Genomic DNA, 20360 nt, shown 5'->3' with positions numbered 1-20360 from the left:
CCGCGTTACGCGTCGCCGTGCATCAGCTCGGGGGCGACAGTGTGCACAAAAAAAGGGAAGCGACGCCGGCGTCGCTCCCCTTTCCTTGGTTCAAAACAGCTTAGTTGCTGTCCGAGTCGCCATCATCAGCAATGATGATGATGCCGGCGATCACCGCCGCCGCCGCAACGGCCGCAACGATCAGGCCGCCACCGACCAGCTCGTTCTTCTTCGCGGCCGGCGCCGACGCGCGAACCGACTTGGCGACCGACAGGCTGGCAGCCGAGTTGACCGGAGCCGCAACCGCCGGAACGGTAGCGAGCGAAGCGACCGCAGCCGCCATCAGGAATTTCTTCATAATACCATCTCCCTCGAGGCCTAAGGCTACTGTCATGCCGCAACGCGTCATGCAACGGCAGTAATATTACAATGCGACGAAAAGTCGCCATCGTGAGTTTGGCGGAAGATCAGGCGGCAAACTGGTTCATGGTGTTGTGTGCGCCACCGGCCTTCAAGGCCGCGTCGCCGGCGAAATACTCCTTGTGGTCGTCACCGATGTCACTGCCCGACATGTTCTGATGACGAACGCACGAAATAGCTTCACGAATTTCGCGACGCTGCACGTGCTTGACGTACCCAAGCATTCCCGCCGCACCGAAATAGTCGCGGGCCAGCAGATCGGTGCCGAGCGCAGCGGTATGATAGGTCGGCAAAGTAATGAGATGATGAAAGATCCCGGCGCGTTGCGACGCATCGCGCTGGAAGGTGCGGATATGCTCGTCGGCCTCCGCCGCCAGTGCGGTCTCGTCGTAAACGGCGTCCATCAGGCGGGCCCGATGGTACCCGCCGACGTCGCGGCCGTTCTCGCGCCAGCGATCGTAGACTTGCTGGCGGAAGTTGAGCGTCCAGTTGAAGCTGGGCGAGTTATTGTAGATCAACTTGGCATCGGGCACTTCGTCACGGATGCGGTCGACCATGCCGGCGATCTGCGCGATGTTGGGGCGCTCGGTCTCGATCCACAACAAGTCGGCACCGTTGCGCAACGCTGTGATGCAATCGAGCACGCAGCGATCCTCGCCAGTGCCTGCGCGGAACTGAAACAGGTTCGAGGCTAGCCGCTTCGGGCGTAGCAGCTGGCCGTCGCGTTCGATCAGCACGTCGCCATGTGCCGGTGCATCGACCGGCTCGGCATCAAGGAACGAATTGTAACGATCGGCAAGATCGCCGGGCGTGCGCGAAAAGGCGATCTGCTTGGTCAGTCCGGCGCCCAGTGAGTCGGTGCGCGCGACGATGATACCGTCGTCGACCCCCAACTCCATGAACGCATAGCGGCAGGCGCGGATCTTCGCGAGGAAGTCCTCGTGCGGCACGGTCACCTTGCCGTCCTGATGCCCGCATTGCTTCTCGTCGGAGACCTGATTCTCGATCTGGAGCGCGCAGGCGCCGGCCTCGATCATCTTGCGCGCGAGCAGGTACGTCGCCTCGGCATTGCCGAAGCCGGCGTCGATATCGGCGATGATAGGGACGACATGACTTTCATACTGGTCGACCGCGTGGATCAGCCGCTGCGTCTCGACTTCGTTACCGGCGGTGCGCGCCGCGTCGATGTCGCGGAACATCAGGCCCAGTTCGCGCGCGTCGGCTTGTTTGAGGAAGGTGTAAATTTCCTCGATCAGCGCCGGCACGGCCGTTTTCTCGTGCATCGACTGGTCGGGGAGTGGACCGAAGGCGCTGCGCAGCGCCGCCACCATCCAGCCCGACAAATAGAGGTAACGACCCTGGGTGGTGCCGAAATGCTTTCGAATGCTGATGATCTTCTGCTGCGCGATGAAGCCGTGCCAGCAGCCGAGCGACTGGGTGTAGGCGCCAGGGTCCGCATCATAGGCGGCCATGTCGCGCCGCATCACGGCGGCGGTGTGGCGCGCGATGTCGAGACCGGTGCGGAAACGGTTCTGTAAGCGCATCCGCGCCACCGCCTCGGGCTGAATGTCTCGCCAGCCGGGGCCGGCCTGCGTGATCGTGCGCTTGGCGGCGGCAACGCTATCCTGATAGCTCATGACGATCCTCTCAGCCGAGCCGACCAAGGCGGTGATACAGGTTGGAGAATTTGGACGAGCGCGGATCGTCGGCGATCTGGCGGACGTAATGCGCGACCGCCTCTTTCATCAGTCCGAAGTCCTCGGTCGAGAAGACTGCGCGGCTGCGTTGCGGTTCGGTGTGCGGCATGGTGATCGCTCCTTCACTAGGGATGGCAGCATCGTACCTCCCGGGAAAAGCAGGCCGTCAGTAATTCACAAGCAAATCGTGTCGCACGGTTCGAGAGATGCGGCTACACCGTGTCCAATTGTAAAGAGATTTACAGGAGGGATAGTGGGCCGGGAAAAGCTGCTGGCAGGTCATGCGGTCCGGCGACTGCGGCGTCGCCACGGGCTGACGCAGGCGGCGATGGCAGAGATGCTCTCGATTTCACCCAGCTATCTGAACCTCATCGAGCGCAATCAGCGGGCGGTGCCGGCAGGATTGCTGGTGAGGCTCGCGGATCGCTTCGACTTCGATCCGCGCGTGCTGGTCGCGGGCGAGCCGGGCGGGGGTGCGGAGGCGATCCGGCGGCGGCTGGCCGATCCGCTGTTCGCCGATCTGGAGGTCGATCGCAGCGAGGTAGAGGAATGGCTTGCCGCCGCGCCCGGCGGGGCGGAGGCGTTCGCACGTGCCTTCGACCGTGGGCAGGGCGGCACGGCCGCACCGATGGGCGACGACCCGGCGATCGCCGTACGGCGCGAGATCGAGCGCTGGCGCAACCACTTCCCCGATCTTGACGCCGCGGCCGAGGCACTGGCCGACGAACTACGGCTGGTCGGCGCGGACCTGTATGGTGCATTGGTCGAGCGGTTGCGCGTGCGCCACGGGCTCGCTATCCGCGTTCTGCCGGTCGAGGCGCTGCCCGATCATCTCGTCCGCGTCGACCTGCACGCGCGGCAGGTGCAGCTTGCCGAACGGCTCGCGCCATGGTCGCGGACCTTCGCGCTGGCGGTGCAATGCGGGCTGATCGAAGCGCGCGCGGAGATCGACGCGCTGGTGCGCGGCGCGGCGCTCGACCGCGTGTCGGAGCGGCTGCTCCGGCGGCACCTGTCGGCTTATTTCGCGGCGGCGGTTATGATGCCGTACGCGCGGTTCCTGCGCGCCTGTGAGGCGAGCGGCTATGATCTGGAGCTGTTGCAGCGGCGGTTCGGCGCGGGGCTGGAGCAGGTTGCGCACCGGCTGACGACCCTGCAACGTGTCGGTGCACGCGGACTCCCGTTTTTCCTGCTGCGCATCGATCGGGCCGGGCAGGTGTCCAAGCGCTTCGCCGGGGCAAGCGAAGCGCCATTGCTCGCAAGCGAGACGCGTTGTCCGTTATGGCGCGTCCATCATGCGTTCGACCGGCCGGGGAGCGTCGTGCCGCAGGTGCTTGAGCTGGAGGATAGCGCGCGCTGGTTCACGCTGGCGGTGGCGGTAACCGGCGCCTCGGTGGGCGCGGGCGCGAACCGGGTCGAGAGTGCGTTCGCGATCGTGCTCGGGGTGCCGGCCGAGGTGGCGGGGACGCTCGCGGCGGCGCGCGGGCTGGACCTGACCGGTGCGGCGACGCCGGTCGGGCTGGGGTGCCGGGCGTGTCACCGCCCGGCGTGCCCGCAGCGCTCCGCACCGCCGGCCGGGCGGGCGCTGTTGCTCAACGAGCGCGAGCGGGCGATCTCGGGATGGACGTTCGCCGGGGATTGATCCGCCGACGATATTCAGGTCGTCATGGCGGCGGTGCGCGGAACACTGATGGCTTCGCTCCGCGCACCATGACGGTACAGGCTGCGTTTACTTCTTGGCGGTGCCCGGCTCGGCCATGTTGCGGTGCTGGTGGGCCGTCACCTCGGGCGGCAGGATGTGCGCGGCTGCGACCTGCAGCTTGTTTTTCCAGCCCGATACGATCGAATGCTTGCCTGCCATCAACGCGTCCCAGCCGTCCTGCGCGACCTTGGCGGGATCGGACTTGCTATCCGAGGTACCGACATCGGTGTCCATCATGTCGGCGCGGTCGAAGAACTCCGTCTCGACGGGGCCGGGCATCAGCGTCGTCAGCGTGATTCCCTCGTGATCCTTCAACTCGTCACGCAACGCATCGGTGAAGGAATCGACGAAGGCCTTGGTGCCGTTATAGACCGCCTGGAAGCTGCCGGGGATGAAGCCGGCGATCGAGCCGGTGACCAGCACCTTGCCCTCATGCCGTTCGGTCATCTGGCGCAGCACCTTCTGGAGCAGGTAGAGCGTACCGGTGATGTTGGTGTCGACGACGCGCCGCCAGTCGGCGACGTCCTGATCAAGGAACCCGCGTCCCAGCCCCTTGCCGGCATTGGCGCAGAGCAGGTCGATCGGACGACCCCCGGCGGCGGCGAGCAGCCGGTCGACACCGTCGATCGTCGACAGGTCCGCCTCGACCGAGGTGACCTCGGTGCCGAATTGCTTGAAGTCGGCAGCCGCAGCGTCGATCAGCGGCTCGTCGGCGACGACGAGAATGTCATAGCCGTCCTTCGCGGCGAGCGTGGCGAGTTCGAAGCCGATGCCGGTCGAGGCACCGGTGATGATCGCGAATTTGTTGGGCATGGCGTTTCTCCAGTTGTACTCCGTCATCCCCGCGCAGGCGGGGATCCAGAACCTCCGACCTTCCGGCCTTTACGAAGACCTGCGCGTCTGGATTCCCGCCTGCGCGGGAATGACGGTGAGGACGTTCGCGCAGGTCACATCATCCCCGGCTTCAGCACGATCTTTGTCACGTCGTTCTGCTGATCGTGGAACATCTTGTATCCCTCCGGTCCCTTTTCGAGCGGCATCCGGTGCGAGATCAGGAAGGTGGTGTCGATCTTCTCCTCGAGGATCGCGGTCAGCAGCGCGGGCAGGTAGCGCTGGACGTGGGTCTGCCCAGTCTTGAGCGTCAGCCCCTTTTCCATGAAGGCGCCAAGCGGCCATTTGTCGACGAACCCGCCATAAACCGCGGGCATCGACACCCGCCCGCCCTTGCGGCATGCGATGATTGCCTGACGGTTGGCGTGCGCACGATCGGTGCCGGTGAAGGTCGAGACCTTGATCTGATCGAGGACATTGTCGACGAAGAAGCCGTGCGCCTCAAGCCCGACGCTGTCGATCACCGCGTCGGGGCCAATCCCGCCGGTCATCACCATCAGCGCCTCATAGACCGCGCTTTCCTCGAAGTTGATCGTCTCCGCACCGAACTTCGCCGCCAGCTTGAGCCGGTTCGGGAAGTGATCGATCGCGATCACGCGCTCGGCGCCCATCAGGAACGCCGACTGGATCGCGAACAGCCCGACCGGGCCGCAGCCCCACACCGCCACCGTGTCGCCGGGCTCGATGTCGGCATTCTCCGCCGCCATCCAGCCGGTCGGCAGGATGTCGGAGAGGAACAGCACCTTGTCGTCCTCCACCCCGTCGGGAATCACGATCGGGCCGACATCGCTGAACGGCACGCGGACATATTCGGCCTGCCCGCCGGCATAGCCGCCGGTCATGTGGCTGTAGCCGAACAGCCCGGCCATCGGCTGACCGTACAGTTCCTGCGCGATGTCCTGATTGTCGGCGGGCAGGCCGTTGTCGCACGCGGAATATTGCTGCTTGGTGCAATGGTAGCAGCTGCCGCACGAAATCGTGAACGGCACCACGACGCGCTGACCCTTCTTGAGCGTCGACTTCGCCCCGACCTCGACCACCTCGCCCATGAATTCATGGCCGAGAATGTCGCCCGACTGCATCGTCGGGATGTAGCCGTCGTAAAGATGGAGGTCAGAGCCGCAAATCGCGGTCGAGGTCACCTTGATGATACAGTCGCGCGGGTTGACGATACCGGGATCGTCGACGGTGTCGACGCGGACATCGTGCTTTCCGTGCCATGCAATCGCTTTCACAGCCCCATCTCCTCGAATTGCTTGGCGTTCATGGCGGGGGTGGCGATCTCGCCCGTCTCCAACAGCTGCTTGAAGCGGCGCAGGTCGCGGCGCGCCTGAATGGCAGGTTCGCGCTGGAACATCTTGGCGATGACCTTGCCGATCACCCCGGCGGGCGGGTCATAGTCGATCGTCGCGACGACCACCGTGCCGCGCGCGCCGGCGTCACGAAACTCGACGTGCCCACGATTGGGGATTTCGGCACCCGGCTCGCTTTCCCAGGCGAGCAACTTGCCCGGCACCTCCTCGGTGATCCGGGCATCCCATTCGACATTGCTGCCGCCGGGCGCCTTGACGACCCAATGTGAGCGGCGTTCGTCGTGCACGTCGATGCGCACGACATTCTCCATGAACGCGGGCCACGCGGCGAAGTCGCGGAAGCGCGAATAGACCTCGGCGACGGGCTGGTTGATCGTGACGGCGCGGGCCGTAAGTGCGGTCGGCTTGTCGTGTTTTGAGGCGGCGAGCGGGGCGTCATCGGCCATGGCGGCTCCTTTCCTTTTGTGCGATCAATGGCCGGCCGGCGAGCGGCGTTCCGTGGAAAAGCCTTGTTTTGATCTGGGTCAGTGAGGTTGGCGCTCACCGTCAACCCTCACTTGTCATCCCCGCGAAGGCGGGGATCCAGAACCTCGAACGTCCGTGCTTCTGTCGACGGACCTATGCTTCTGGATGCCCGCCTGCGCGAGGATCACGATACAGACTTACGGATTTCCCTTGCCGCCGTGTGCGCCCACGGCGGTACCGGTCGAGAAGCTCGTCCCATCCTCCGCCAGCGCGACATAGAGCGGGGCCAGTTCGGCGGGCTGTCCCGCGCGGCCCATCGGCGTGTCCTGCCCGAACTCGCCCATCTTGCCCGGCAACTGCCCGCCCCCGACCTGCAACGGCGTCCAGATCGGGCCCGGCGCGACCATGTTGACGCGGATGCCTTTCTTCGCGAGCTGCTTGGCCAGCCCCTTGGTGAAGATCAGGATCGCACCCTTGGTGCTGGCATAGTCGAGCAGTTCCTCGCCGGGGTCGTAGCTGTTGACCGAGCCGGTGTTGATGATCACCGAGCCCGGCGGCATCGACGGGATCGCGGCCTTGCAGATGCGGAACATCGCGAAGATGTTGGTCTCGAAGGTGCGGACCATCTGCTCGTCGGTAATTTCCGAAATGTCGGCCTTGCTCTGCTGATAGGCGGCGTTGTTGACGAGCAGGTCAAGCCCGTCGAGCTGGCGCACCGCGTCGGCGACCAGCTTCGTGCACGCTTTCTCGGTGCGGATGTCGGCGGGGAGCAGCACCGCCTTGCGCCCGGCCTGTTCGATCAGCGCCTTGACCTCCCGCGCATCGGGCTCCTCGGTCGGATAGTAATTGATCGCGACGTCCGCGCCTTCGCGCGCGAAGGCGATCGCGGCGGCGCGGCCAATCCCGCTGTCGCCGCCGGTCACCAGCGCCTTGCGCCCGGTCAGCCGGCCCGAGCCGCGATAGCTGGTCTCGCCGCTGTCGGGGCGCGGGGTCATCTTGCCCTGTAGCGCGGGCCAGGGCTGACGCTGCTCGGGGAAGGGTTGGCTGGTATATTTGCTGCGCGGATCGCGGAGCGGCGTTGCGGTGGCGCCGCCGCCCGCCTGCGCCGCCGCGCTGCCGGCGCCGCCGAAGGTCAGCCCTGCGGCGGCTGCGCCGCCCAAGATGGTACGGCGCGTGGTGCCCTGATCGTCCATGTCGCAACTCTCCCGATATCCGGGCGCGAACGGACGGGCCGATCAGAGGTTCACCGCTAACGCGTTGATCGCGATCAGAACCGATAGGCGATCGTCCCTTGTACGACGCGGCGGTTGCCGTACCAGCACCATGCATAATTGGCGAAGCACGAGGTGATGTAGGTCTTGTCGAACAGGTTGGAGGCGTTGACCGAGGCGGTCAGCCCCTTGAGCGACGGGCTCAGCCGCTCGAGATCGAACCGCGCCCACGCGTCGTAGACGGTGTAGGACGGGCTGTTGAGCGGAGCGGCGGCGGCTGGGTTCTCGGGCGGGGTGTAGACGCCGGCATAGACCTCATCGACATGCCGCACCGCGCCGCCGAGCGCGACACCGCGGAAGGTGCCGCGCTCGGGCGCCCAGTCGAGGATCAGCGACGCGCCGCCGCGTCCGACCGTCTCCAGCCCGCGCCCGACCCGCGACGGGTCCTGCGGGTCGCTGGTCACGCGAACGCGCTGGCGGCTGTACGCGGCGCGCGCGGTGAAGCCGAGCCCGAGCGGTGCGCTGCCTTCGAACTCGACGCCGGTCGAGCGCACCTCGCCGGTCTGGCGCGAGATCGAGAAATCGGGAGTCGAGGTGACGACATTGGTCTGGTCGATGCGGAACCACGCGCCCGACAGCAGGATCGGCGTGCCGGGCACGCTGAACTTCGCGCCGGCCTCGATCTGCTTGCCGAACGACGGATCGGCGATTCCGAACGAGCCGTCGCCCCGGCGCACCGTCGCCGATTGCGGCTCGAACGAGGTCGAATAGCTGACATAGGGCGCGAGGCCGAAGGGCAGGGTGTAGAGCGCCGCGGCGCGCCACGTGAACTTGTCGTCCTTCTTGTCACTGCTACCGACAGTGGTGATCTGCTTGCCATAGGCCCAGTCCTGCCGGCCGCCGAGCGTGACACGCAGCGCCCCCAGCTCCATCTGGTCCTGCGCGTACACGCCTTGCTGGCGAAGGCGTGCGTCGATCGTATCAACGCCGAAGCCGTTCGGCACCTGTGCCGGGGTGCGCGGCACCGCCATCGTGCCATAGACCGGATTGTAGACGTCGAGCGCGGTCGCGCCGCCGAACTGATAAACCTCGCTCGAATGCGCGACCTGCCGGTCGACGCCGAACAACAGCCGGTGCGTGATCGGACCGGTGCGCACGACCCCGGCGAGCTGATTGTCATAGGTCCAGTTGTTCAGCTCCTCGTCGGTCGCATAGCTGGCGCGATTGTAGACGCGCGTGCTGCCCGCCACCGGCGCGCCGCTGACATAGACCAGCCCGAGCTGCGCGGTGACATTCTGGTAGCGGCCCGACGAGCGGAAGCGCCAGCCGCCGCCGAAATCGTGCGTGAAGATGTACGTCCCCGCGGCCTGTTCGCGCTGGTAGCGATTGCCCGCCTCGCCACCGTCGAAGCGCGTCGACAATTTGCCGTTGGGGTTGTCGACCAGCGTGCCGAGCGCCGGGAAGACGCCGTAAGCGCCGTTGTGCGGATCGTGCGAATAGGTGCCGAGCAGGGTGAAGGTGGTGCGCGAGCCGTTACCGATCGTCACCGCGCCGGACACGGTCTGCCGCTCGCGCTTGGCGAAGCGCTGCTGCGTGTCGCTGCCGTTCGCGCTGCCATAGACGCGCCACAGCACGTCGCTGGTGCTGCCGCCGACATCGGCGTCGACCCGGTAGAGATTATATTCGCCGTAGGTTCCCGCGATCGAGCCGTAGAGCGGCACATCGACCGGCAGCTTGCTCGACTGCGCGACCAGCCCGCCCGGGCTCGACTGACCATAGAGCGTGGAGGCCGGGCCCTTCAGCACCTCGAAGCGCGCGAGCCGCGACACGTCAACCTGCGGGATCGCATAGCCGGTAGTGCTGCCGAACTGCTTCAGCCCGTCGAGGAACACGGGCGCGTCGAAGCCGCGCAGCTTGAACTGATCATAGACCTCGGCGCTCGATCCGCGTGTTTCGGGAGTCACGCCCGCGACGAAGCGCAGCGCCTGGTTGAGGTTCTGGAGCCCAAGCGCCTCGATCTGGTCGCCGGTCACGACGGTGATCGACTGTGCGGTCTCGGCAAGCGGCAGCGCCGACTTGGTCCCGGCGCTGGCGAGATCGGGCACCTGCCTGCCGGTCACGATCACATCGTCAGGAGTCGTGGTGTCGCTCCGCTGCTGCGCCACAGAAGGGGTGGCGGCAAGCATGGCTGCGAGGGTGAGGAAGCTGCTGGACTTACGGACAAACATGAGAACCCCTTTGATCGGGGCGGGCTCTATCGTGAGTGCGAGTGAGTATCAATAACCTTTTAGTCGCTGGGCTGACGTTGAGATGTCGCTCCTGTGAAGGCAGGAGCCCATGGCTGTCTCGTTCAGCACCGACGGTGCATCTGCAAACAACCCGTCTCTGTCGGATGGTCCGCCACACCACAAAGAAACGGGCCCCTGCCTGCGCAGGGTAACGGAGCGTGGGGGAAGCGCCTGCGCTCCAGCCTACCCCAAATATGAGAAGAGGTTGCCGAACGCCCGCTAACGGACGCCCGACAACCCCTTGACATGGTCAGCGGCCGGAGAGCTCCAGCCCGGGAGACCATGTGGGCCTCCAAGAACCACCTGTTCCGCTACGTTGAAGAGAGGATTGATCCTCCCGCAGCGGGTCGGCGATGCTTAGAAGCGCATCTCCCGAACGAACTGAACCGACCCCATTGCTGAACCATGAGACATCGGATCACCTCCTTTCGCTGGTTGATAACAGTTGCGACCGCGTCAGTCGCATCCGCAATGTGACGGGGAAGCGATGGCGATACAAGGCTTGTAATGCGTCGGGTTCTGGACGAAGATTCCAGTCTTCGTGCTTCGACGCATGAGTCTTAGTCTTCAGCGGCGGCAGTCCTCGATCACCCGACCCACTTCGGCCCAGGGCGGGAGCACCAGCGGCGTCGTGCCCGGCTGTTCGACGGTAAAGCGTCCGCGCGTGAAAGCCACCGCGTCAAGCAGCCGGTCGTCGACCGCAAACCGGGCCGCCACCTGCGGCGTGCCACCTGCGATAAGCTGTGTCGGCACGCTGCGCGTCATCGCGCTGGTGCGGATCGTGAATGGCGTTGCGCTGCCTCCTGGTCGCGACAGCAGCACGGCGCGCGTAGCGCGATCGCAGCGCAACTCGGCGGCAGGCGGCTGTCCAATTACGTCATAGCTGGCGCGCGTCCCGGCAGCGTCGCGGATATAGCGCCACGCGCCCGGCGTCCACGGCCAGTCCTGCCAATCCGCGACGGGCGTCGGCGTGGGAGCGGGGGCCGGAGTCGTCGGGACCGGCGGCGGCGCGACCGGGGCAGGAGGCACGGCACGCGGAACGCAGGCGGCGATCGCCACCACCAGGGCCGCGAGCGGGAGCGAGGAAAGATAACGGTTCACGCGTGATGCTATGACGGATTGCCGTCGCGCGCTCAACCGCTGCGCCCGGAACCGCCGCGCCGGCATGACGGTTCACCGCGCGAGATCGCTTGATATAGGAGAATTCTGTCATGGCCGAAGACGCGCCGACCCAGATCCTGGTGCAGTCCACCCTTACCGACACGATGAAGGTCGATACGCGTGACGGCGATCATCTCGGCACCGTGCAGGCGTTCATGGTCCACAAGTCGACCGGGCGGGCGACCCATGCGGTGCTCAGCCTTGGCGGCTTTCTTGGGATGGGGAAAAGCTATTATCCGCTGCCCTTCTCGCTGTTGCAGTTCGATCCGGTGCGTGACCGCTATGTCGTGACGATCGACCGCCGCCTGCTGGAAGGCGGACCGAGCTGGGCGAACAACGCCCCGGTGTTCGATCAGGCCTACGCCGATCGCGTCGCCAGTTACTATCAGGTGCAGGGCGAGAATTTGAACGTCGCATAAGGAGCGTAGCGATGAGCGAGCGCAAGGAAAACGATGTGCAGGAAGCCGTCGAGGAACTGCTGACCGACCCGGATGCGCCGGACAAGGGCAGCAGTACGCCGCCGCCGCAGACGATCGATGCTGAGCCGGCCGAGGACCGCTGACACATTGCCCCGGAGTTGATCCGGGGCACGGTTCGTTGACGCGGTGAAGAAGCGTCGTCCCGGACCAACTTCAGGTATCGGCCTCAACCACCCGCGGCCGGTTCGGGCACGATGACCCACTCGTGGTTCTCGACAATCCACGCCGGCACCGCGCGCCCCTCCGCGTCGCGTGACGGATCGTAGCGAAAGCGACGCTGAATTAGCCGGCAGGTGGTTGCGTCGAGCGTCGTATTGCCGCTGCTCTTTGTCACTTGGCAGTCGTGCACGCGCCCGTCGCTCCACACAAGGAACTTGACCGCCACGGTCCCCTGAAACCCCGCGTCGCCAATGTCGCGTGGGTAATCGGCGTCGGTCAGGCGGCCGCGCTTCCAGATCGGCGGCGTCTCGTCGCCCGGCCCACCATCGCCGTCACCCCAGCCGCCGCTGCCGGTCCCGTCGCCGACGCCGCCCGCGCCGGTGCCCGGCCCGACCTTGCTGGTCGCACCCTGTGTCGCGTCATTGCCCGCAAACGGCTTGAGCGCGACCGTGATCGGCGGCGGCGGCAGCGGCACGACGACGATCGGCTTCGGCGCGGCGACCTGCGTCGCCTGCGAGCGGATGTTCGGAGGTGCGGCGCGGCCCGACGGGCGTGAGGTATGCGTACGCTTGGGTGTCACCTTGGCGGGCGGCGGCGGCGGGGGCGCGACGCGGAACACCGCCAGACCGTCCTCGAAGCGTTGCGCGAGCGGTGCGCCTGCGAGCCCGACGAACAGCGCCCAGCCGAGCGCCGCGCTCATCGCCGCGGCGGCGATGGCCGGACCGATCCGCTCGCGGGGAGGCTGCGCGTACATGATGCGGGATATAGGGGCGGGTGGCTGAACCGGGAGTGATCGTCCAGTGCTCACCAACACCCTATCCTCAACCGTCACCCCGGCGAAGGCCGGGGCCCAGTTGGGGGCCGTCGCCGCATTAACCCGCAACCATCGCTTCGCTTCTTCTTCAGGCGCTCCGCAACTGGACCCCGGCCTTCGCCGGGGTGACGGGCAAGAGAAGCGCCCCTACCTCTTCCCGAACTTGCGCTGCGTTTTGCCGAAACGAGTCTTGCGCGTCCCCGGCTTGCCTTCGTTGCTCCGCCCCATCAGCGGCAGCTTCTGCTGCTCGACCGGAAGCCCCAGCTCCTCCTGCTCCAGCGCGCGAATCTCATCGCGCAGGCGGCCGGCTTCCTCGAACTCGAGATCGGACGCCGCCTTGCGCATCTTCTTCTCCAGCTCCTCGATGTACGCGCGCAAATTGTGGCCGACCATGTGCGGCCGGTCTTCGTCGATCTCGACCGTCACCTGATCCTTCGACGAGACATGCGCGATGATGTCGCCGATGCTGCGGCGGATCGTCGTTGGGGTGATGCCGTGTTCGGCGTTATATGCCTCCTGTTTCTCGCGACGACGCGCGGTCTCGTTCATCGCGCGCTCCATGCTGCCGGTGATGCGGTCGGCATAGAGGATCACGCGGCCATCGACGTTGCGCGCCGCGCGCCCGATCGTCTGGATCAGCGAGGTCTCGGAGCGCAGGAAGCCCTCCTTGTCGGCATCGAGGATCGCGACCAGTCCGCATTCGGGGATGTCGAGCCCCTCACGCAACAGGTTGATCCCGATCAGCACGTCGTACACGCCCAGCCGCAGGTCGCGGATCAGCTCGATACGCTCCAGCGTCTCGACGTCGGAGTGCATGTAGCGGACCTTGATCCCCGCCTCGTGCATGTACTCGGTCAGGTCCTCGGCCATCCGCTTGGTCAGCGTGGTGACGAGCGTGCGGTAGCCGAGCGCGGTGGTCTTGCCGCACTCGACGATCAGATCCTGCACCTGTTCCTCGACCGGCTTGATCTCGACCGGCGGATCGATCAGCCCGGTCGGGCGGATCACCTGTTCCGCGAACACGCCGCCGGCCTGCTCCATTTCCCACGCACCGGGCGTGGCCGAGACGCAGACGGTCTGCGGGCGCATCGCGTCCCATTCGTTGAAGCGCAGCGGGCGGTTGTCGATCGCGGACGGCAAACGGAAGCCATATTCGGCGAGCGTGATCTTGCGGCGGTGGTCGCCGCGCGACATGCCGTTGATCTGGCCGATCGTCTGGTGGCTCTCGTCGACGAACAGCAACGCGTTTTCGGGCAGATATTCAAACAGCGTGGGCGGCGGCTCGCCGGGCAAGCGTCCGGTCAGGAAGCGGCTGTAATTCTCGATGCCGTTGCAGCTGCCGGTCGCGGCGATCATCTCGAGATCGAAATTGGTGCGCTGCTCCAGCCGCTGACGCTCCAGCAGCTTGCCTTCGATCTCCAGTTCCTTGAGGCGTTCCGACAGCTCGTGTTTGATCGCCTCGGTCGCCTGCTTCATCGTCGGGCCGGGGGTGACATAGTGCGAATTGGCGTAGATGCGGATCGAGTTGAGGCTCGCCGACTTCTTGCCGGTCAGCGGATCGAACTCGACGATCTCCTCGATCTCGTCGCCGAAGAACGACACGCGCCACGCGCTGTCTTCATAATGCGACGGGAAGATTTCGAGATTGTCGCCCTTCACGCGGAAATTGCCGCGCTGGAACGCCGCATCGTTGCGCTTGTACTGCAGCGCGACCAGCTTGCGGACGATCTCGCGCTGGTCGACGGTCTGGCCTTTCTTCAGGTCGAAGATCATCGCGGAATAGGTCTCGACCGAGCCGATGCCGTACAGGCACGATACCGAGGCGACGATGATCACGTCGTCGCGCTCCAGCAACGACCGGGTCGCCGAATGGCGCATCCGGTCAATCGACTCGTTGATGCTCGACTCCTTCTCGATATAGGTGTCGGAGCGCGGGACATACGCCTCGGGCTGGTAGTAATCGTAATAGCTGACGAAATATTCGACGGCATTGTCGGGAAAGAACGACTTGAACTCGCCGTAAAGCTGCGCGGCGAGGATCTTGTTCGGCGCGAGGATTAGCGCTGGGCGCTGCATTTCCTCGATCACCTTGGCCATCGTGAAGGTCTTGCCCGAGCCCGTGACGCCAAGCAGCACCTGATCCTTCTCGCCGGCGCGTGCGGTGTCGACCAGTTCGCGGATCGCGGTCGGCTGGTCACCCGAGGGCTGATATTCGCTGACCAGCGTGAACCGCTTGCCGCCTTCCACCTTCTGCGGGCGGGCGGGGCGGTGCGGGACAAACGCCTCGTCGGTTTCGGGCTCGGCAAGGTTGGTTCGGATCTGGATCGCCATGCGCGCAATATGGGCGCAGCCGCAGCGTGGCGAAAGGGCGTGTTGACGATGTGTTCCGCTTTGCGCTTTCGCGCGGGACAGCGGCGCGCGGCTGATGCCGCTTGCCCGGCCCCAAGCCCAGCTATGGTTGACCCTTCCCGCCACGCACCATAATGCGCGCCATTCGCAAGAAATCCTCATATCAGACCGGATCGCCGATGACCGACCTGCGTGCGCCAGTGCTTATCCCTGAATCGACCGCCTTCAACAGCGTCGCGGTGAAATGGGTGCGTCACTGGAACGAGCATCTGTTCAGCTTCGCGGTCGAGCGGCCCGCGTCGTTCCGCTTCCGCTCGGGCGAGTTCGTGATGATCGGCCTGCCCGGCGAGGGCGGCACTGAGGATAAGCCCACCAAGCCGGTGATGCGCGCCTATTCGATCGCGAGCCCGGCCTGGGCCGAGGAGCTTGAATTCCTGTCGATCAAGGTTCCCGGCGGCCCGTTGACCGAGCGGTTGCAGGCGGTGGAGCCGGGCGATCAGGTCTATCTCGGCAAGAAGCCGACCGGTACTTTGGTGCTCGACGCGTTGCTCGGCGGCAAGCGGCTGTTCCTGCTGTCGACCGGCACCGGCCTTGCGCCGTTCCTCAGCGTCGCGCGCGACCCGGACGTGTACGAGCGGTTCGATCAGGTCGTGATCGTTCACGGTGTGCGTCGGGTCAACGATCTGGCGTTCCACGACGAACTCAGCGCGCGGCTGGCCGACGATCCGTTGGTGGCCGACGAGGCGGCGACGCGCTTCCATTACGTCCCCGCGGTTACGCGCGAGGACTTCCACACCACCGGCCGCATCCCCGCGCTGATCGAGAGTGGACGGCTGTTCGACGGGCTGGAGGGCGAGCCGCGGTTCGATCCCGAGAATGACCGCGTGATGCTGTGCGGCTCGACCGCGATGATCCGCGAGATCGCCTCGATGCTCGAACATCTCGGACTGACCGAGGGTTCGAACGCCAATCCGGGGCAGTTCGTCATCGAGCGCGCGTTCGTCGATTGACCGCCTGTTCGTCATTGCGAGCGTAGCGAAGCAATCCAAGGCGTCCTGGTCCGGCGCTGGATTGCTTCGCTGCGCTCGCAATGATGGATGCGTGACGCTAAACGCCTGCCATGCTCGAGATGCGACCCGATTGCGAACGCTGCGGCGTTGACCTGCCCGCCGACGAAGGCGGCGCCTTCATCTGCTCGATGGAATGCACCTTCTGCGCCGAATGCGTCGATGCGCTCGATGAAACCTGCCCGAATTGCGGCGGCGAGTTGCTCGACCGGCCGGCACGCATCGGCAAGACGCTGAAGAAATATCCCGCCGCCACCGAGCGGCATCACCGCGCATGACGATCGCGCGCGTCCTGATCGTCGCCGGATCGGACTCGGGTGGTGGCGCAGGGATTCAGGCCGACCTGAAGACCGTCACGATGCTCGGTGGCCACGCGATGACCGCGATCACCGCGATCACCGCGCAGAACACCCTCGGCGTTCAGGCGATGAGCGCGCTCTCGCCGGACATGGTGCGGCGGCAGATGACGAGCGTCGTCGAAGACCTCGGCGTCGATGCAGTCAAGATCGGGATGCTCGGAGGGGCCGGGATCGCCGCCGCGGTGGCCGATGAACTGGCGAGCGGCCTGTATGCAGCACCGATCGTGCTCGATCCGGTGATGGTCGCGACCAGTGGCGCGACGCTCGCCGATGCGGCGACGATTGTCGCCTTCGCCCGGCTCGCGCGGATGAGCACGCTCGTCACCCCCAATCTGCCCGAGCTGGCGGCACTGGTCGAGCGCGACCATCTTGACGGCGCCGATGTCGAGGCGGCGGCGCGCGATTATGCCGCGAAGATCGGCGCGCCGGTGCTGGTGAAGGGTGGTCACGCGATGGGGGACACGGTGGTGGACCGGTTGATCGGTGCCGAGGGCGTGATCGCCGAATGGGCCAACCCGCGCATCGACACGCGGCACAGTCACGGCACCGGCTGTACGCTGGCCAGCGCGATCGCGACCGGGCTTGCGGCGGGAATGACGCTCGAACCCGCGGTCGCGCGCGCGATCCGCTATGTCCGCGCCGCGCTGCTTGCCGCGCCGGGGCTGGGAGCAGGGCATGGGCCGATGGGTCACGCGCTCGGCGACGCGCCGTTCGAGCGGTGGGAGCGCGAATGCCGGGCCTGAAGCACGAACGCGCCTGCCTGCCGCCGGTGGCGGGGGTGGACGAGGCCGGACGCGGGCCGCTCGCCGGGCCGGTGGTCGCCTGCGCGCTGGTGCTGCCCGCCAAAGGCGTACCGCGCGGGATCGACGATTCGAAGAAGCTCTCCGCCGCCGAGCGCGCGCGGCTGTATGCGCGGCTCACCGACTGCGCGGCGCTGGGCGTCGGGATCGTCGAGCCGGCCGAGATTGATACGCTCAACATCTACTGGGCGACGATGAAGGCGATGACGCTGGCGGTCGATCGGCTGGCCGAGGTGCTGGGCTGCGCACCGGGCCACGTGCTAGTCGACGGCAACCGTCTGCCGCGCTGGAATTATGCCGCGACCGCGATCGTCTCGGGCGACGCGCACAGCCGCTCGATCGCCGCCGCGTCGATCGTCGCCAAGCACACTCGCGACCAGATCATGATCGCCGCCGCCGAATCACATCCGCACTACGGCTGGCATGCCAACAAGGGCTATGGCAGCGCCCAGCACCTCGCCGCTTTGCGCGAGCACGGGCCATCGCCGCTCCACCGCCGCAGCTTCGCACCGGTCGCACAGTGCATTTTGCCGTTTTGAGTCGTTTCGGCCACACTACCACCCCTTGAGTCTGTCGAGTCGCCCCTGACTCAATATGTAGAAACGGACTCGTCTTGTTCCGCATTGACAACGAGTGGAACACGGACTCGCTTCGCCGCACGACTCTTGACGGACTCGCGCTTTCCCGCCCTTTTGGGGCTCGCAGACGGGGAGCAGGAATTCGATGGGGGTTTTGGAAAAGGTCGTGCGCGGGCGTTACGCGACGCCTGCGGAAACGCCGGTCGTGCTGCCGCTCGACCAGATCCTGCGTGGCGATTGCATCGCGCAGATGAAGGCGCTGCCGGCCAAATCGGTCGACATGATCTTCGCCGATCCACCGTACAATCTCCAGCTCGGTGGCGAGCTGTTCCGTCCCGATGGCAGCCATGTCGATGCGGTCACCGACGAGTGGGACAAGTTCGACACCTTCGCGCATTATGACGCCTTCACCCGCGCGTGGCTGGCGGAGGCGCACCGCATCCTCAAGGATGACGGCACGATCTGGGTGATCGGCAGCTATCACAACATCTTCCGCGTCGGCGCGGCGGTGCAGGATCTGGGCTACTGGATCCTCAACGACATCGTGTGGCGCAAGGCCAATCCGATGCCCAACTTCCGCGGCACCCGCTTCACCAACGCGCACGAGACGCTGATCTGGGCGTCGAAGGGCGAGAAGGCGAAATACACCTTCAACTATCGCAGCATGAAGACGCTGAACGACGAACTGCAGATGCGCTCCGACTGGGAATTCCCGATCTGCGGCGGCGGCGAGCGGCTGAAGAAGGACGGGGTGAAGGTTCACCCGACCCAGAAGCCAGAGGCGCTACTCTACCGCATCCTGCTCGCCTGCACGAAGCCGGGCGACGTGGTGCTCGATCCCTTCTTCGGCACCGGCACCACCGGCGCGGTCGCCAAGCGGCTCGGCCGCCGCTGGATGGGGATCGAGCGCGAGGGCGACTACATCGCCGCCGCCGAGGAGCGGATCGCCGCCGCGCTACCGCTCGACGAATCGGCGCTGGCGACGATGCAGAGCCCCAAGTCGCAGCCAAAGGTCGCGTTCGGGGTGCTGGTCGAGAACGGCTATCTCGCGCCCGGTACGATGTTGGTCGACACCAAGCGCCGCTGGCAGGCGATGGTCCGCGCCGACGGCTCGCTGTCGTCGCCCTGCGGCGCGAACGGATCGATCCACAAGGTCGGCTCGACGGTGCAGGGCGCGCCGGCCTGCAACGGGTGGACCTTCTGGCATTACGAGGCGGAGGGCGCGCTCAAGCCGATCGACGCGCTGCGCCAGACGTACCTGCTCGCGACCCAGCCGTAACCACCGTCGAGCCGGCGCAGGCGGGGGGCACGGCTGTTTCGTCGTGGCGCGACGGCAAGACATAAGCGTCGGCTGTGTGGGCAGACGACACGATCAACTGGACCGTCATAGGCCCCCTTCCTGCGCAGGCGCGACGGCGTGTTAGCGAAAGCCCCCCCTTTCAAGGGAGGGGTTGGGGTGGGTCGAGGCTTGGTGATACAGCTCCCTATGCGCGATCGATTACCGTATCGCGAGCACGCTACCCACCCCCGACCCCTCCCTTAAACGGGAGGGGGGAGTAAGCACGATGCACCTCCGTCCGACCCATTTCACCGACGCGCCCTTCGCCTACCCCGACGGCCATGTCGCGCGACTGGCGGGCGGGTTGCAGTGGTTCGCGGCCTATGAGGTCATCGAGTCAACCACTCGCCGGATCGTCTCCGTTGCCGACATCGCGCAGCTCGGCGCGCGCGCCGCGACGCTCCACGCGCGCGTCACCGCACCGCGCACGCCCTGGGTGCTCGGCGAGCGCACCTTGCGCTTCGACCAGCCGCAGGTCGCCGCGATCCTCAACGTCACGCCCGACAGCTTCTCCGATGGCGGTGCGCATGTCGACGATCCGACCGGCGCGGCGTCCGCCGGCATGGCGATGGCGGCAGCCGGGGCGGCGGTGATCGACGTCGGCGGCGAATCGACTCGCCCCGGCGCGGCGCTGGTGTGGGAAGAGGATGAGGCACGCCGCGTGGCACCGGTGGTCGAGCGGCTGGTGCGCGCCGGGGCGCTGGTATCGGTCGACACGCGCAAGGCGACGGTGATCGAGGCGGCGCTGGGCGCGGGGGCGGCGATCGTCAACGACGTGTCGGCATTGCTGTGGGACGAGCGCGCGGTGGAGATCGTCGCGCAGAGCGCCGCCCCGGTAATCCTGATGCACTCGCCCGATCCCAAGGCCGGCGGCCACGGGCGTCCGACGTACCGCAATGTCGTGACCGAGGTGTTCGACTGGCTGGAGGCGCGTGTCGAGGCGGTGGTCGCGGCGGGCGTCGATCGGGCGCGGATCATGGTCGATCCCGGGATCGGCTTCGGCAAGTCGCTCGCCGACAATCTCGCGTTGCTCAACGGCCTCGCGCTGCTTCATGGGCTCGGGTGCCCCATCATGCTCGGCGTCAGTCGCAAGCGGTTGATCGGCGCGCTCGACAACGAAGCGCCGGTCGCGGCGCGGCTTGGCGGGTCCGTCGCGCTGGCGATGGCCGGCGCGCAGGCGGGGGTGCAATTGCTGCGGGTGCATGACGTGGCGGAGACCGTGCAGGCCTTGCGGGTCTGGCGTGGATTGCGCGACCGGGCCCTCTCGGCACCGTCGTGACGGCAATGAAATG

20 protein-coding genes are annotated in these 20360 nt (G+C 66.2%); 9 read left to right on the top strand and 11 right to left on the bottom strand.

Annotated features, from left to right (window positions below; genetic code table 11):
- Positions 1-100: 100 nt before the first annotated feature.
- From ACI2JO_RS01295 to ACI2JO_RS01285, 3 genes are all read right to left on the bottom strand, one after another.
- Entirely contained in the window at positions 101-337 is a 237-nt protein-coding gene (locus ACI2JO_RS01295; protein WP_404718953.1) for a hypothetical protein, read from the bottom strand.
- A 109-nt stretch (positions 338-446) separates the two neighbouring features.
- Positions 447-2036 (bottom strand): isocitrate lyase, encoded by a 1590-nt coding sequence (locus ACI2JO_RS01290; RefSeq protein ID WP_404718952.1) that lies wholly within the window; start codon positions 2034-2036, stop codon positions 447-449.
- Positions 2037-2046: 10 nt separating this feature from the next.
- Positions 2047-2205: a hypothetical protein gene (locus tag ACI2JO_RS01285; protein ID WP_202900634.1), complete on the bottom strand. Its 159-nt coding sequence runs from the start codon at positions 2203-2205 to the stop codon at positions 2047-2049.
- A 144-nt stretch (positions 2206-2349) separates the two neighbouring features.
- On the opposite strand from ACI2JO_RS01285, the gene ACI2JO_RS01280 reads away from it, so the two are divergent.
- A complete protein-coding gene (locus ACI2JO_RS01280) occupies positions 2350-3735 on the top strand; it encodes a short-chain fatty acyl-CoA regulator family protein (RefSeq protein WP_404718951.1) in 1386 nt (461 codons plus the stop codon).
- 87 nt (positions 3736-3822) lie between these two features.
- Here ACI2JO_RS01280 and ACI2JO_RS01275 read toward each other — a convergent pair whose 3' ends face one another.
- The 6 genes from ACI2JO_RS01275 to ACI2JO_RS01250 form a co-directional block, all read right to left on the bottom strand.
- Positions 3823-4608, bottom strand: coding sequence for an SDR family NAD(P)-dependent oxidoreductase (locus ACI2JO_RS01275; protein ID WP_404718950.1), 786 nt, complete (start codon positions 4606-4608; stop codon positions 3823-3825).
- Between the two features lie 134 nt (positions 4609-4742).
- Positions 4743-5921, bottom strand: coding sequence for a zinc-dependent alcohol dehydrogenase (locus ACI2JO_RS01270; RefSeq protein WP_404718949.1), 1179 nt, complete (start codon positions 5919-5921; stop codon positions 4743-4745).
- On the bottom strand, positions 5918-6445 hold the full coding sequence (locus ACI2JO_RS01265; RefSeq protein WP_404718948.1) for an SRPBCC family protein: 528 nt from the start codon (positions 6443-6445) through the stop codon (positions 5918-5920). Before ACI2JO_RS01265 ends, ACI2JO_RS01270 begins: the two co-directional genes overlap by 4 nt.
- A 216-nt stretch (positions 6446-6661) precedes the next feature.
- Entirely contained in the window at positions 6662-7657 is a 996-nt protein-coding gene (locus ACI2JO_RS01260) for an SDR family oxidoreductase (RefSeq protein WP_404718947.1), read from the bottom strand.
- A gap of 74 nt (positions 7658-7731) precedes the next feature.
- The gene (locus tag ACI2JO_RS01255; protein WP_404718946.1) at positions 7732-9903 is read right to left on the bottom strand and encodes a TonB-dependent siderophore receptor; all 2172 of its coding nucleotides are present in this window, start codon (positions 9901-9903) and stop codon (positions 7732-7734) included.
- 627 nt (positions 9904-10530) lie between these two features.
- Positions 10531-11064 carry a hypothetical protein gene (locus tag ACI2JO_RS01250; protein ID WP_404718945.1) on the bottom strand — a complete coding sequence of 178 codons (534 nt, stop codon included), beginning with the start codon at positions 11062-11064 and terminating at the stop codon, positions 10531-10533.
- Between the two features lie 110 nt (positions 11065-11174).
- Between ACI2JO_RS01250 and ACI2JO_RS01245 the strand changes: the two genes are divergently transcribed.
- Positions 11175-11543, top strand: coding sequence for a PRC-barrel domain-containing protein (locus ACI2JO_RS01245; protein ID WP_404718944.1), 369 nt, complete (start codon positions 11175-11177; stop codon positions 11541-11543).
- A gap of 11 nt (positions 11544-11554) precedes the next feature.
- Complete coding sequence (locus ACI2JO_RS01240) at positions 11555-11686, top strand: hypothetical protein (protein WP_404718943.1); 132 nt, start codon at positions 11555-11557, stop codon at positions 11684-11686.
- Between the two features lie 83 nt (positions 11687-11769).
- Here ACI2JO_RS01240 and ACI2JO_RS01235 read toward each other — a convergent pair whose 3' ends face one another.
- Complete coding sequence (locus tag ACI2JO_RS01235; RefSeq protein ID WP_404718942.1) at positions 11770-12516, bottom strand: energy transducer TonB; 747 nt, start codon at positions 12514-12516, stop codon at positions 11770-11772.
- A gap of 207 nt (positions 12517-12723) precedes the next feature.
- Positions 12724-14907, bottom strand: coding sequence for an excinuclease ABC subunit UvrB (uvrB, locus tag ACI2JO_RS01230; RefSeq protein ID WP_404718941.1), 2184 nt, complete (start codon positions 14905-14907; stop codon positions 12724-12726).
- 197 nt (positions 14908-15104) lie between these two features.
- Between uvrB and ACI2JO_RS01225 the strand changes: the two genes are divergently transcribed.
- The 6 genes from ACI2JO_RS01225 to folP all read left to right on the top strand — a co-directional run bounded on the left by ACI2JO_RS01225 (position 15105) and on the right by folP (position 20347).
- Positions 15105-15935: a ferredoxin--NADP reductase gene (locus ACI2JO_RS01225; protein ID WP_404718940.1), complete on the top strand. Its 831-nt coding sequence runs from the start codon at positions 15105-15107 to the stop codon at positions 15933-15935.
- Positions 15936-16045: 110 nt separating this feature from the next.
- Positions 16046-16270: a DUF1272 domain-containing protein gene (locus ACI2JO_RS01220; RefSeq protein ID WP_404718939.1), complete on the top strand. Its 225-nt coding sequence runs from the start codon at positions 16046-16048 to the stop codon at positions 16268-16270.
- Positions 16267-17094 (top strand): bifunctional hydroxymethylpyrimidine kinase/phosphomethylpyrimidine kinase, encoded by an 828-nt coding sequence (thiD, locus tag ACI2JO_RS01215; RefSeq protein ID WP_404718938.1) that lies wholly within the window; start codon positions 16267-16269, stop codon positions 17092-17094. Before ACI2JO_RS01220 ends, thiD begins: the two co-directional genes overlap by 4 nt.
- Complete coding sequence (locus ACI2JO_RS01210; RefSeq protein WP_404718937.1) at positions 17082-17690, top strand: ribonuclease HII; 609 nt, start codon at positions 17082-17084, stop codon at positions 17688-17690. The genes thiD and ACI2JO_RS01210 overlap by 13 nt, the downstream gene beginning before the upstream one ends.
- A 184-nt stretch (positions 17691-17874) precedes the next feature.
- A complete protein-coding gene (locus ACI2JO_RS01205; protein ID WP_404718936.1) occupies positions 17875-19008 on the top strand; it encodes a site-specific DNA-methyltransferase in 1134 nt (377 codons plus the stop codon).
- Between the two features lie 286 nt (positions 19009-19294).
- The gene (gene folP, locus ACI2JO_RS01200; RefSeq protein WP_404718935.1) at positions 19295-20347 is read left to right on the top strand and encodes a dihydropteroate synthase; all 1053 of its coding nucleotides are present in this window, start codon (positions 19295-19297) and stop codon (positions 20345-20347) included.
- The last annotated feature ends 13 nt before the right edge of the window (positions 20348-20360 follow it).

The sequence above is a fragment of the Sphingomonas sp. NPDC079357 genome, from assembly GCF_044901155.1.
Lineage (GTDB): Bacteria > Pseudomonadota > Alphaproteobacteria > Sphingomonadales > Sphingomonadaceae > Sphingomonas.
This window is presented reverse-complemented; position numbering and strand designations above follow the sequence as displayed.